At 56.3% G+C, this 12,670-nt stretch carries 12 protein-coding genes; 7 read left to right on the top strand and 5 right to left on the bottom strand.

The window, feature by feature from the left end; all coding sequences use genetic code 11:
• Positions 1–177: 177 nt before the first annotated feature.
• Together ACYAR8_RS12275 and ACYAR8_RS12270 are read left to right on the top strand one after the other, a co-directional pair.
• Positions 178–636: a VOC family protein gene (locus ACYAR8_RS12275; protein WP_463580023.1), complete on the top strand. Its 459-nt coding sequence runs from the start codon at positions 178–180 to the stop codon at positions 634–636.
• Positions 637–1,109: 473 nt separating this feature from the next.
• Positions 1,110–1,931 (top strand): hypothetical protein, encoded by an 822-nt coding sequence (locus ACYAR8_RS12270; protein WP_245760101.1) that lies wholly within the window; start codon positions 1,110–1,112, stop codon positions 1,929–1,931.
• A 127-nt stretch (positions 1,932–2,058) separates the two neighbouring features.
• Here ACYAR8_RS12270 and ACYAR8_RS12265 read toward each other — a convergent pair whose 3' ends face one another.
• The 3 genes from ACYAR8_RS12265 to ACYAR8_RS12255 all read right to left on the bottom strand — a co-directional run bounded on the left by ACYAR8_RS12265 (position 2,059) and on the right by ACYAR8_RS12255 (position 6,110).
• Complete coding sequence (locus ACYAR8_RS12265; RefSeq protein ID WP_463580022.1) at positions 2,059–2,517, bottom strand: GNAT family N-acetyltransferase; 459 nt, start codon at positions 2,515–2,517, stop codon at positions 2,059–2,061.
• Positions 2,518–2,718: 201 nt separating this feature from the next.
• Entirely contained in the window at positions 2,719–4,845 is a 2,127-nt protein-coding gene (locus tag ACYAR8_RS12260) for a TonB-dependent siderophore receptor (RefSeq protein WP_463580021.1), read from the bottom strand.
• Between the two features lie 467 nt (positions 4,846–5,312).
• Positions 5,313–6,110 carry a phosphodiesterase gene (locus tag ACYAR8_RS12255; RefSeq protein ID WP_463580020.1) on the bottom strand — a complete coding sequence of 266 codons (798 nt, stop codon included), beginning with the start codon at positions 6,108–6,110 and terminating at the stop codon, positions 5,313–5,315.
• Between the two features lie 243 nt (positions 6,111–6,353).
• On the opposite strand from ACYAR8_RS12255, the gene ACYAR8_RS12250 reads away from it, so the two are divergent.
• From ACYAR8_RS12250 to ACYAR8_RS12235, 4 genes are all read left to right on the top strand, one after another.
• Positions 6,354–7,346, top strand: a complete 993-nt coding sequence (locus tag ACYAR8_RS12250; protein WP_108120491.1) for an AraC family transcriptional regulator — start codon at positions 6,354–6,356, stop codon at positions 7,344–7,346.
• Between the two features lie 132 nt (positions 7,347–7,478).
• The gene (locus tag ACYAR8_RS12245) at positions 7,479–8,513 is read left to right on the top strand and encodes a histone deacetylase family protein (protein ID WP_463580043.1); all 1,035 of its coding nucleotides are present in this window, start codon (positions 7,479–7,481) and stop codon (positions 8,511–8,513) included.
• Positions 8,510–9,601, top strand: coding sequence for a polyamine ABC transporter substrate-binding protein (locus ACYAR8_RS12240; RefSeq protein WP_074892312.1), 1,092 nt, complete (start codon positions 8,510–8,512; stop codon positions 9,599–9,601). The genes ACYAR8_RS12245 and ACYAR8_RS12240 overlap by 4 nt, the downstream gene beginning before the upstream one ends.
• Before the next feature lie 129 nt (positions 9,602–9,730).
• Positions 9,731–10,147, top strand: a complete 417-nt coding sequence (locus ACYAR8_RS12235) for a DUF4279 domain-containing protein (protein ID WP_108120488.1) — start codon at positions 9,731–9,733, stop codon at positions 10,145–10,147.
• A 104-nt stretch (positions 10,148–10,251) separates the two neighbouring features.
• On the opposite strand, the gene ACYAR8_RS12230 is transcribed toward ACYAR8_RS12235, so the two are convergent.
• Both ACYAR8_RS12230 and ACYAR8_RS12225 read right to left on the bottom strand, forming a co-directional pair.
• On the bottom strand, positions 10,252–10,554 hold the full coding sequence (locus ACYAR8_RS12230; protein ID WP_073163707.1) for a putative quinol monooxygenase: 303 nt from the start codon (positions 10,552–10,554) through the stop codon (positions 10,252–10,254).
• A gap of 66 nt (positions 10,555–10,620) precedes the next feature.
• Complete coding sequence (locus ACYAR8_RS12225; protein ID WP_108120486.1) at positions 10,621–11,634, bottom strand: NADP-dependent oxidoreductase; 1,014 nt, start codon at positions 11,632–11,634, stop codon at positions 10,621–10,623.
• Positions 11,635–11,721: 87 nt separating this feature from the next.
• On the opposite strand from ACYAR8_RS12225, the gene ACYAR8_RS12220 reads away from it, so the two are divergent.
• The gene (locus ACYAR8_RS12220; RefSeq protein WP_073163701.1) at positions 11,722–12,624 is read left to right on the top strand and encodes a LysR family transcriptional regulator; all 903 of its coding nucleotides are present in this window, start codon (positions 11,722–11,724) and stop codon (positions 12,622–12,624) included.
• The last annotated feature ends 46 nt before the right edge of the window (positions 12,625–12,670 follow it).

The raw sequence follows: 12,670 nt of genomic DNA, 5'->3' as shown, positions 1-12,670 counted from the left end.
TGGAGAATAAGACCGGTGAGAGGAATACTCAATGTCTAAAAAACGCAAATGTTGCTTCTCTTGGATTGGCCTGATTATGCGTACCTCCCACACATGTACTTTCTGTGTTTTGGCCGTAACAGCAGGATGCGCAAGCTCACCTTCCTATTGGCCCGTTAACCTTTAAAGGACCATTTGATGAATTCTAACCACATGGTGCACGCCGTCGATCATATTGGCTTCGCAGTTAGTTCACTGGAAGAAGCCATTCGCTTCTGGACAATTGGACTTGGGTTCACTCTTGAGCGTCAGTCGGAAATGGGCGGATCATTCATTTTGCAAGTAACCGGCACCGCCGATCCGAGCGTGCGAACGGCGATAGTCAAAGGCCCGGATGGCAGCCGAGTAGAGTTGCTGGAATATTCGCAGGGTGACCGCCACGGTATCACTCCGTCTACGGCATCAGCGATTGGCTCAGCGCATTTGGCATTGAGAGTGCAAGACATATACGCCGTACTCGAACGCATTGAGCAAGCAGGCTGGAAAGCAAGAGGCAAGCCTCAGGCGATTCCCGCAGGCCCACGCAAGGGAACTCTAGTTGTATATGTGACCGGGCCAGACCATATCACTCTGGAACTGATGCAGGCCAATGAGTAGCTTCCTGCCGAAGGCTGTTGAGCTTATTTCCCTAACGCAATTACTTAAAGCGCTCTCCGTCGCGCATGACGTCTCATGGCAAACATAGAGATCATCACCTTCAAGTATACAGCTGGCGTAATCATACACTTCGCCACCCACATAAAAGTTGGATTTCCTTTCTGGCACTCCACTGCGCAGATCGAAAAACTAAAGCCCTGTTAGTGCGCTAGAGCGCAGATCACTAACGCGAAAAGGCGCAGATCTTAAATTACCGCCATATAGGATCTATCAATGACTGCTTTTGGCGGCGGACATTCCTGAATTAGCAGCTTCTGGCCTTTCGTCCCTATTGCAAACATCCGCGCTTCCAGGCGTTTGCTCTTTACTAGACGCTTACGATGGCATGGGCAGACCAGGCCCTTATTCGAGGCGTTTTCTTTACCCTCGCCCCTGAAAACTCCAGCTCTCAGATGAATCGCCGATAAACAAAGGTGAAATTGGATTTTTCAACACATGGAGATCAGATTTTGGTCAGCTCAATCAATACCAATACTCCCTCGAACCCGAATATCAAAGTGTCCGGCATCCAGGTCAGCCAGACCTTGTCAGTGCCCTCGACGGCGGCCGAAACGCTAGCGACTACGTCCGGAAGTGCTAAAGATACTGGCTCACTCTCCTTACTTGCGCGCCAGTTAAGTGAAGCCTCCGCTCGTGCAGAAGCAAGGGATAAAAGCCTCAGCCGCAAAGAACTGGGTGAGAAAGTCGGACAGCTGACCGAGCAACTGGTTGGCAGCAGCTACGACGCCAATAAAGCACGGCACGATGCGGAAACTCCTGACAGCGACGACCCTGAACGCATGGAGCGGGCCAAAAACGCGACCCAATTTGTCAATGGCAGCGGAAAAAACCCGTTCGGCGGAATCTCACGAGAACAGCTTTCTGTCATCGCCTATGACGAAAGCGGTGATTTTACAGTCAACGAGAAAAAATCGGCCTGGTTGGAGTCATACCGTCAGGAGCGCGTATGGCGCCAGCAAGTCGTGGCTAAAGGAAGTGTGGAATACAGCGCGACAGGCAAGCTGACTGATTTTTACACATCGGTTCTCGATCACTATAAAGGACTACCAGCCATTGAGCAGTCGCAATACCCCACTGAGTACGAAGCCAAGCTTCAGAGCTGGATTGACCAAGACTTCAACTACAAAACGAACACCGCTGGAGATAATACTGATAACAAAAGCTTTCTGGACAAAGTCCTAAATCCTGAAAGCAATATATTTACCGGCCAAGGCACCTCAGGCACTCACTCCTGAAAGCTTCCTTTTTCGTGACCAATCTGCAACGCGTTAGCCACCGAAGCCTTTAATGCTGGAGTTCGGTAGGTGACTTGGCCGGATGCTTACGTTTGCTCTCCATCTTATGCTGTAAACCTGAGCGAGTTCAAAAATCCCGCAGCATCAATCGCTGCTCCTTACCCCACGCCCGAAAAGTCTCCTCCACCTGCCATCCACGCTTGGCGTAGTAGTCGCTGCGATCATAGGTGTGCAAGTACAACCGCGTGGTGCCGTTGGCCTTTGCGGCGTTGCAGATGCCTTCTATCAATTGTTCCGCCAACCCTCGCTTCCTTGCCTGCGGGGCGATAAAGACGCAGGCTAGCCAGGGCCCCAGCTCCGGGCGCTCGGGCAAGTCGTTGCCGGCAAGTGCAGCGCCGCCAAGTAGCTGGTCATTCTCTAGGGCGATCAGACATTGCCAATCACCATTGCCCTGGCCTTCCGCGAATTCGCGTTGCCAATCGGCCAATGGCTGCTCAACAAACTCGTATGCGAACTGCTGATGCAGCCACTGCGCCAGGGTGTCGCTGTGTTGCATATGGTCACGCAGCCAAACCAGGCGGGGCATGTGAGAGTCTTCCTCGTTTTTGGATCAGTACGCGTATGTGGCCGCAAGGAGGGAATAGGGTCAAGCGCAACGGTGAAAAGGAGGCTGAAACGGTAAAAGATTCATTTTTTCTTCCGGAATGACCGCTTCTGGCCGATTGCTGCCTGTCGTGACTGGCAGCAATCGGCCAGAAGCGGTCACTGCCCCTACTCGCCAGAGGGCTTAAAGCGTGTAGGACACACCAACCTGAACGGTGCGAGGCTCTCCAGGGTAGGCGTACACATTTCCAAAAGCCCCCTCGTCGTAATCTCGATCAAAAAGATTCTTCACATCAAGATTCAGCCTGATTTTGTCATTGACCTTGTAGTACGTCAGCAGATCGGCGACGGCGTAACTGCCCATGCTGAATGCCGAGTTGGCTGTCTGTCCGGCACGCTCATCGACGTATTTCGCACCCACACCCAGCCCGAGCCCTTTTAGTTCACCATCCTGAAACTCGTACATGTTGAGCAGGCTGAAACTGTTCTTAGGGATGTTCAACAATCGTGTGCCGGATTGCAGCACGTTGTCCTTGGTCACCTCAGCGTCGACGTAGGCGTAACCGCCGATGACTCGCCACTGGGGTGTGACATTGCCGGCGACGTTGATGTCCAGCCCCCGACTGCGCACTTCGCCTGCCGCAACGCTGAAGGTTGAGTCGACCGGGTCTGTGGTCAGCACGTTGCGCTTCTCGATTTGATAGATCGCGGCATCGACGCTGAGCTGGCGATCCAGCGCTTCCCACTTGACGCCAACCTCATAGGACTTGCCCTTTTCCGGTTCAAAGCCGCCGCCTTGACGACTCGCTCCGGTGTTGGGCTTGAAGGAGCGAGCCGTGTCGGCATAGACCGCGACAGTCTCAGTAAGGTCGTAGCTCAGGCCCACGCGTGGTGTCACCGCGTTGTCACTCGCCTCCCAGCTTGTCCCGCCTTGTATGTAAGTGTCGTAGTCATGCTCGAAACGCTCGAATCGCGCGCTGCCCAACAACCTCAAGCGATCGGTGAGCGCTACCTGATCCTGCACGAAGGCCGCGTAGGTTTTGAGGTTTTCCTTGTCGTGGGTGGGTGTACGGGTCAACGCAGGTCGCGGCTGACCGTACACCGGATTGAAGATGTCGATCGGATATGCACTGACTGCGCCGCTGGAACGTTGAATGATGGAGGTGTAGTCGTAATTCTCGACTTCCACGCCGGTCAGCAAGGTGTGGTCCAGGCCCATCGTCGAGAAGTGGCCGGTCAGGTTCAGCTGCGTATCCTTGTCCGTCCACTCAAGCTTGCGGTAGTTGAAATTGCGACCCAGGGTGCGACCGTCGGCAGCCACGCCATTAGCCTCTATCGCGTTGCCCTGCAAGGTGCCGTCCAGCCACTGGAAGCCGCCGGCCAGTGTCCAGTTTTCGTTGAGCAGGTGCTCGAAACGTAATTGGGCCATGTTGTTGTCGTTGTGCAGCTTGCCGGCATCTTTCTCGCCAAAGAAAGTGTCGCGGGAGGCCGTGCCGATCTGCTTGGCGTAACGCGTCACGCCGCGATCCAGCGGGTGATTGTTACGCATGAAATCACCCTCGAAAACGACCTTGGTGTCATCGGATGCTTGCCAGCTCAGTACGGGGGTGACTGCGTACCGCTCGGTTTCGACGTGATCCCTGAACGTGTCTCCTCCCTCGCCTATGAGGTTCAGTCTGTACCCCAGACGACCTTCATCGTCCAGCGGGCCAGACGCATCCAGGGTGCCACGTTTCATCCCCTGATCATCGAGCTGACTGCCCAGGGTCACTGTGCGCTCGGCAGTGGGCTGTTTGGATACGACGTTGAACGTGCCGCCTGGATCGCCACGGCCATATAACGTCGTGGCCGGGCCGCGGATGACCTCAAGACGCTCGATGGTGTTGGCGTCGGGCATGTTGGGGTAGCCCCGATTGATCGGGAACCCGTTGCGGTAGAACTCGCCCGTGGTGAAGCCACGTACGGTAAAGGTGGTGAGGCCCTGTCCGCCAAAATTGTTTGCTCTGCCCACACCACCTGCGTAGTCCAGCGCATCCTGCAGCCTCGTCGCGCCCAGATCTTCAACGACGTCCCTGGACACGACACTGATTGATTGCGCAGCTTCATGGATCGAGGTGTCGGTACGGGTGGCGCTGGCCGAGCGAGTGGCGCGATACCCATTGACCGGGCCGAGGGCCGACTCATAGTCTGCAGTACCTACAATGTCTGTCGCCTCCAATTCCAGACTGTGGGTTGAGGCGGGGATCTCCTCAGCCCATGATGACGGAGAGCAAGCTTGGAGCACACAAAGGGATAGCAGCGTACGACGCATCGACGGGGAGCCTTGGCTGGGAGAAAGACGTGTTGGCGTCCATGCCAAAGGGCGCGAATGATATTTGATAATGAAAAGTAATGATATGTATTGCTATTCGTCAATTTGCGATTTGTGCGCAGGTGCCGCGTAGAGTGCGGGGAATCTGCGTGGTGCCGTATGCTTCGGCATCGACGTCTCCTCGGAGATAGCGAGACACGAGTTCTGCACCCAGCGCCGTTCGATTTTTTCTTATCATGTTTACAAGGCCAGTTTTGCCGACGAATTTCGATAGCGATTACCACGCTTGATACACCTGTCCTGCCACAAACGCAGAATCACGTTCATATCAACCCCCAGCCTGCTGCTACATACCATCCAACCGATGCTCTCAGCTCGAATGACCGCTTTGGCTCGGTAAGTGCCCGTCACCAGCACTCACCCGTGCAGGCACTCACCCTTATCCACTCCCCGCCAAACTTCTCCGCTCATGCAAACGGCAGTGGCCCGCGGAATGTGCCGATTGGCACCCAGTGGGTAATCAGACCGGTATCCACCTTCCAGTGATGCAGGAGTAACGCCGGCGGCTCCACGTACGACGCCTCTTCAGCCTCTGCATCCAGGGCCAACCCGATGGCCGTCGTTGTGCTGGGCGCAGTGCACAGGACTGTGCCGCCAAAACGTAATTGCATTGAGCGGTGAATGTGTCCGCACACCACACGTTCGATTGCCGGATAGCGCTGCACCACCTCGCGCAGCCGCTCCGAGTTCCGGCAGGCATACGTGTCGATATAAGGAATGCCACTGAGGAATGGTGGCTGGTGCAGCATGATCAGAGTCGGGCGCGTCGGCTCTTGGGCAAGTGCCGCATCGAGCCAGGCCCCAGCCGCCTCGCTCATGTCGCCGTGATGTTCCTGCGGCACGGTCACATCCACACCAATGATCCGTACCGGTCCGAGGTCATCGGCGACGAAGTGCCACGGGCCTGCCGTTGAAGAGAGATACGGCTGGGAAAAGGTACTACGCATTAAGTTTCGGTCATCATGATTGCCAGGAATCATCAGCAACGGCTGCTCGATCCCGGCCAGCAATGTACGCGCCATTGCATACTCTTGCGGTAGCCCCTCATCCACCAGGTCGCCGGTGATGATCACGACATCGGGTCGCGGCATGAGCCTGTTCAGGTGTGCAATGGCCTGCTCGCACATCGTGTTTGAATCAACCAGCCCCTGATAAAGCATGCCTTGCGGCCTGATATGCAGATCGGAAAGGTGGGCAATCAGCACGGGATATTCTCCATGGAGGATGCGGTGATCAATGGCGGGGTGAAGGTAGCATGCCTGAGCTGCGAAGGATGGGGTCAGCGTCCATGCGGCATGCCAGAGCGCCGAGATCTCGAAGGCCGGAACAGGCGATGGAGGTCGAACCGGCCCAGGCTCCAACAGCCAGTCGCCGAAGCAAAATCAACCAGGCGGGATTCCGGCACATAACTTGCCCTTCTCGTATTCCTCGCCTCGCTGGAAGTCCCCATGCTGCACTCCCATCTCACCACCCTCAATGCTGTCTCACTGGTCCTGAGCACGTTCAAGGCCCAAGGCTGGTCCGCCGAGGCGCTGCTGGCCGGCAGCGGCATATGCGCAGCGGACTTGAACCGTGCCGACACGCGCATCGCCACGCATCAGGAGATGCAGGTGTGCGCCAACGCCGTGGCTCTGCAGCGCGACATCGGCCTGATCGTGGGGCAGCGTATGCATGTCTCATCCTACGGCATGCTCGGCTATGCCCTGCTTACCAGTGCCACTTTCGGTGACGCGCTACGTCTGGCTCTGCGTTATCCCGCGCTGCTGGGAACACTGTTCGAGCTGAGTCTGGAGGAAGACGGCGAGCGTATCTGGTTCACTGCGGGGGATTACCGCGAGAATCCGGCACTGACCGCTTTCAATGTCGAGCTGTGCCTGGGGTCGCTGAAGGTCATTTGCGACGACCTGCTCGGCCACTCACTGCCCTTGCTGGGCGCCCGCTTTGAGCACGATGCGCCGGACTATCAGACTCGCTACGCTGAATGTTTCGACTGTCCGTTGCAGTTCCAGGCCACCGTCAATGCATTTGCTTTTGATAAACGCTGGCTCGCCCAGCCTTTACCGCTGGCTGACGCGGTAACCCATCAGGCCATGACCGAGCGCTGCCGAAAACAGAACACGGAATTCACCGGGCGCGAGGCCTGGCTGGGGCGAATCCGGCTATCGCTGGCTGCACAACTGCATGCCGCACCTGGGCTGGACATGCTGGCCCGACAGATGAACTGCTCGGCGCGCACCTTGCGTCGACACCTGCACGACCTGGGCTGCAGTTATCAGGAACTGCTCGACGAACTTCGTTTCGAACGCGCCAAGCAACTGCTCGCCGAAGACCGGTGGCCCATCTACCGGATCGCCGAGGCTCTGGGCTTCAGCGAGACCGCAAGTTTTCGGCACGCCTTCGTGCGCTGGAGTGGCGTGGCGCCGAGCCAATTTCGCGCATGACGCCTCATTGAGGGGCGAATTACGGACAGAAAATCTGGCCATATTTATCCCCTTTTGGCCGCACTTGCCGTTCTCATAAACCGCGCCCAGGGCAAGACTGTATTGACCGATACAGACCGCGGAGAACAACAAATGCTGACAATCTACTCGGATGATCACCACCTGCACCACGGCCGCTGTGAGCTGATGGACGGGCAGTTGATGCCCTGCTTCGAAATGCCCTCACGCGCCGATCATGTATTACAACGGGTCAGGGACCGTCAACTTGGCGAGGTACAGGCGCCGCAGGACTTTGGTCTGGAACCGCTGCAACGCGTTCATAGCCGTGAGTACCTCGATTTCTTCAAGGGTGCCTGGGCGCGCTGGACCGAATTCGGTCAGGACGGCGACCTCCTGCCCTACACATGGCCTGCCCGTACGCTGCGCCGCGTATTACCCGAAAGCCTGCATGGTCAACTCGGTTATTACAGCTTCGACGGCGGGGCGCCAATCACCGCCGGCACGTGGCAGGCAGCCTACTCGGCGGCGCAGGTCGCGCTTAGCGCCCAACAAGCGATACAGCAAGGTGCCCACAGTGCTTTCGCCCTGTGCCGTCCGCCGGGACACCACGCAGCTGGCGACTTGATGGGCGGTTATTGCTACCTCAACAACGCCGCTATTGCTGCCCAGGCCTTTCTTGATCAGGACCACAAAAAGGTCGCGATTCTGGATGTTGACTACCACCACGGCAACGGCACCCAGTCGATTTTCTATGCGCGCAGCGATGTGCTGTTTACCTCGATTCACGGCCACCCGGAAGCGGAGTTTCCGTTTTTCCTGGGCTATGCCGACGAGTCCGGTGAAGGCGCAGGTGCCGGTTTTAACTTCAACTATCCACTGCCGGCCGGTTCCGGCTGGGAAACCTGGAGCGCGGCGCTCGAGCAAGCCTGCACGGAAATTGATCGTTATGACGCTGACATCATCGTCGTCTCCCTGGGCGTGGATACCTTCAAGGACGATCCGATCTCGAAATTCAAACTCGACAGCGAGGATTATCTGGCGATGGGCGCGCGCATCTCCCGCTTGGGTAAACCTACGCTGTTCGTGATGGAAGGCGGCTACGCGGTGGAAGAAATCGGCATCAATGCCGTCAACGTTCTCGAAGGTTTTGAAGGGGCTGCCCAATGACCATGTTCAAGTCACTTATCCTCTGCGCTGCCGTTATCAGCGGCATGGCTCATGCCGAAGAGAAAACCCTGCGGGTCTACAACTGGTTCGACTACATCACCCCCAAGGCGCTGGAGGACTTCAAGGCGCAGAATCCCGGCCTTAAATTGGTGTACGACATCTTCGACACTAATGAAGCGTTGGAAGCCAAGTTGCTCACCGGCAACTCGGGGTATGACGTGGTAGTGCCATCCAACGTGTTCCTGGCCAAGCAGATCGAAGCCGGTATATTCCAGCCGCTGGACCGCAGCCAATTGCCGAACTGGAACCACCTCGATCCCAAGCTGATGAAGCTGATCGAGGCCAACGATCCGGGGAATAAATTCGCCGTTCCTTACATGTACGGCACCATCCTGATCGGCTTCAACCCGGACAAAGTCAAGGCCGCCCTGGGTGCCGATGCGCCAGTGGACAGCTGGGACCTGATTTTCAAGGAAGAAAACATCAGCAAGCTCAAGTCATGCGGTGTAGCGCTGCTGGACTCGCCCTCCGAAATCCTGCCCCTGGCCTTGCAGCACTTGGGCCTCGACCCCAACAGCAGCAACCCCAAGGACTATGTGAAGGCCGAAGCGCTGTTGATGAAAATCCGCCCCTATATCACCTACTTCCATTCCTCCAAATACATGGCGGATATCGCCAACGGTGACATCTGCGTCGCAGTCGGTTACTCCGGCAGCTTTTCCCAAGCCGCCAACCGTGCCAAAGAGGCCAAGAACGGCGTGACCGTAGACATGCGCCTGCCCAAGGAAGGCGCACCGATCTGGTTTGACATGCTCGCCATCCCCAAGGGTGCCAAGAACCCCCAAGACGCCTACACATTTATCAACTACCTGCTGCAGCCGCAGGTGATCGCGCCAATCAGCGATTTTGTCGGCTACCCCAACCCCAACAAAGACGCTACCGAACAGGTTGATCCGGCGATTCGCAACAATCCCAACCTGTACCCCACCGAGGCCGCGATGGCCACGCTCTATACGCTCAAGCCTCTGGGGCGTGACGCCGAACGCGCCCGCACGCGGGCCTGGACCAAGATCAAGTCAGGCACCTGATACCTGGAAAAGCCCCCAGCGAGTGATTGGCGGTCTCAGGTCGAGAAGGCTTAAGGTTAAAGCAGGGACATGGACGTCGGCTATCGGCCAACAGCAGCTCGTCATCTCTGACATGGAAACCTAGTGAATATGGCAACATTAGACCAGTGCAAGGCGGCTCTTCGTATCTTTGGTGACGAACTGATACCCGAGGAGCTGAGCCGCTTGTTCGACCACTTTTATACACAAGGGTGGGTCAAGGGCTACGAATATTCAACCTCATCCGGCAAGGTCGCTGTGAAGAAAACCGGGGCGTGGATACTTGAAGCAGAACCAACCGACAGCGCCGATTTTGATGGCCAAATTTCTCAGCTTTTGGGCTACATCGACGTGAGCCTAGATGATTGGGCTTTGCTTGCAAAACGATTCGAGATGGACATTTTCTGCGGTTGGTTCATGCGTGAATCAAACGAAGGCATTTCTGTTTCGTCGCAAACAATGCGGCTGCTCAGCGAGCGTAATATCGCTCTATCCATAGACATCTATGCTTCGTCAGACGACGAATGACGTCCGCATTCGGCCGATTTCAGCCGGAAGCAAACGGCAGCTTTGGGTCGAAAGCGGCCCTTCATTCCAACCAATAGGAGCAGCCCCTAAGGTTAGCTTCGTTGCTACTGCGTCATAAGATCCCGTTCGTTCGAAGCGTCGTATTTTCTAATATCGCCTCGCATCAACCGCTCCCATCGGTTTACGAACTGTACGGTGTCTATGGCGTTAAGATGAGCGCTAAGCGCAGCTTGATCAGTCCAGCGTTCTAATAGAATAAGTTTTCCGGATTTTGGGTCTTCAATTGCGGCGTCGTAAGAAATATTTCCTTTACGTTGTCGTGTCGCGACTGCAAAGGTCTGAAACTCGCCCTGAAATCGCTCGATGTCTTCGGACGAGACGTATAGGTAGCCAGCTACGATGAGCATTTTTGCCATCCTTTTTGGTGTAGACCCCAATTACAGATCGGCTCTGAAATTGGAGGCATTGATAACTCAGGCGATAAGCACGATCTTTCCTTGAATACTTCCCCGTGAAGCTCGGTGATGCGCATCCGATGCCTGGGCAAGCGCAAACGTACTGTCGATCATCACGCGGACAGTACCGTTATCCAATAAGCGGCCAGCCTCTGCCAGTTGGGTACCGTTGGAGCGCACCTGCGTTGAGGAAACGGTGATGCCCAGATCAGCTGCTTCTTTATGCGCGCAGAAACCCATGGGATTGACCAGGAAGAGGGCGCCGCCCGGTCTTATGACGCTCAGAAAGCGTTCCATATTCGCACCACCGACGGCGTCAATCACCAGATCCACATCCTTCGCGACGTTTTCAGCGGCCGTCATTGTGTGATCGATAAATTCCTCTGCGCCCAGGTCGCGAAGCAGGCTCTCATGCTTACCGGAGGCAACCGCGATGACGCGCGCACCTTTCCATTTGGCAACCTGTACTGCCAGATGCCCCACGCCACCGCCGGCACCGTTTACCAGCACGGTCTTGCCTCGCAGCGGGACTGGCTCATGTCGAAACGACTGAAAGGGATTTGGCTCGTCATGGCCCAGCTCAATCAGAAACTGCCAGACAGTAAGCAACGACATGGGCGCACCTGCGGCCTGGACGTGGTCTATCCCGTTGGGTTTCAAAGCCAACTCGGTCTCATGGATGCGTATGTATTCGGCGTAGGCGCCGCTGCCAGTCATCAAATCTTTCGGAAAGCGCACCATTGCGTAGACGTTGTCACCGACGCTGAATCTGGAAACTCCGTCCCCGAGCGCGACGACCTCTCCCGATACGTCCGTGCCTAAAGTCAGCGGAAACTTGGCGTCTGGCCGCCACTCAGGGGGTAGGGCACGATAGCCGTCTCGTAGAAAAAGGTCTGGCGGGTTAAGGCTCGCCGCATGGACGCGGACAAGCACTTCGCCAGGTTGTGCCATGGGTTTGGGCGCATCCTCGTAGCGCAACACTTCAGGGCCGCCAAATTCGTGCAACTGCACAGCTTTCATTGTGTCGTTCATCACAACCTCGTTATCGATGGGGGATGACTTAAGTTAACCCCTATCAGCCAGGTTGATAATAAGGTTGAAAGTCGTTTCAATGGTGCCATGAAGGAACCAATCGGATTTGAACGACTGAGCGGATTGATCGCATTCGCCCGCGCCGGCTCTCTGGGCAGCTACAGGGCTGCGGCCCGCTCGCTGTCCATTTCGCCCTCGGCGATCAGTAAAAGCATCCAGCGCCTAGAACGTCATTTCGGGGTGTCGCTGTTCACCCGCACCACACGCTCGCTGACCCTCACCGTTGAAGGCCGCGATATTCATGAGCGTGTGTTGCAGCTGTTGCGTCATGCAGAAGAGATCGAGCAGGTGGCTAAGTCAGCACGCTCCGAGCCTGCTGGCACGTTACGGATTGCGGCATCACTTCCCATCGGGTTGCATATCATCGCGCCTGCCATCAGCGAGTTTCGTAAACGCTACCCGAAGGTATTGATCGACCTGCGTCTAAGCGACCAGATCGTGAACCTGGTCGAGGAAGGCATTGATCTTGCGGTAAGGATCGGTGAGCTTTCGGACTCATCGCTTTTGTCCCGTCGGCTCTTGCCATACAAGCTCGGTTGCTACGCCTCTCCTGACTACTTGGCAAGGTGCGGAACGCCTCAGCATCCTGATGAGCTGGCGGAGCATGAAACGGTGAACCTACGCTATCAAAACACCGGTCAAACCTTACGCTGGCCGTTTCGCATCGCAGATAAAGAGATCGAAATACTGCCGTCATCGTCCGTCGTCGTTGATGCAAGCGAGGCTATTTTGGAAGCAATGGCCGCGGGCACGGGTATAGGAATAGCCGCGAGCTTCATGGCAGCTCCGAGGGTGAAGCGTAAGGAGCTGGTCCCGATACTCTCCGAATTCGCGGTACAGAGGCACAATATCACCGCCATTTGGCCCGAAAGCCGTCGCACCAATCCTGCGGTACGCGCTTTTCTGGATATGCTGATCGAACTTCGCTGAGGTCCTGACTCTTCGTTCAGACAGGGTATTTTCAACAGCCGCTAGC

The sequence above is a fragment of the Pseudomonas sp. HP_01 genome (assembly GCF_055284355.1).
Note: the sequence above shows the minus strand (reverse complement) of the source record. Positions and strands in the feature narration are given on the sequence as shown.

Excerpts from the sequence above, each read along its gene's own strand:
- ACYAR8_RS12275 (WP_463580023.1), top strand. The coding sequence starts at position 178 with ATGAATTCTAACCACATGGTGCACGCCGTCGATCATATTGGCTTCGCA.
- ACYAR8_RS12265 (WP_463580022.1), bottom strand. The coding sequence starts at position 2,517 with ATGCCCCGCCTGGTTTGGCTGCGTGACCATATGCAACACAGCGACACC.
- ACYAR8_RS12260 (WP_463580021.1), bottom strand. The coding sequence starts at position 4,845 with ATGCGTCGTACGCTGCTATCCCTTTGTGTGCTCCAAGCTTGCTCTCCG.
- ACYAR8_RS12250 (WP_108120491.1), top strand. The coding sequence starts at position 6,354 with ATGCTGCACTCCCATCTCACCACCCTCAATGCTGTCTCACTGGTCCTG.
- ACYAR8_RS12245 (WP_463580043.1), top strand. The coding sequence starts at position 7,479 with ATGCTGACAATCTACTCGGATGATCACCACCTGCACCACGGCCGCTGT.
- ACYAR8_RS12240 (WP_074892312.1), top strand. The coding sequence starts at position 8,510 with ATGACCATGTTCAAGTCACTTATCCTCTGCGCTGCCGTTATCAGCGGC.
- ACYAR8_RS12235 (WP_108120488.1), top strand. The coding sequence starts at position 9,731 with ATGGCAACATTAGACCAGTGCAAGGCGGCTCTTCGTATCTTTGGTGAC.
- ACYAR8_RS12230 (WP_073163707.1), bottom strand. The coding sequence starts at position 10,554 with ATGCTCATCGTAGCTGGCTACCTATACGTCTCGTCCGAAGACATCGAG.
- ACYAR8_RS12225 (WP_108120486.1), bottom strand. The coding sequence starts at position 11,634 with ATGAACGACACAATGAAAGCTGTGCAGTTGCACGAATTTGGCGGCCCT.
- ACYAR8_RS12220 (WP_073163701.1), top strand. The coding sequence starts at position 11,722 with ATGAAGGAACCAATCGGATTTGAACGACTGAGCGGATTGATCGCATTC.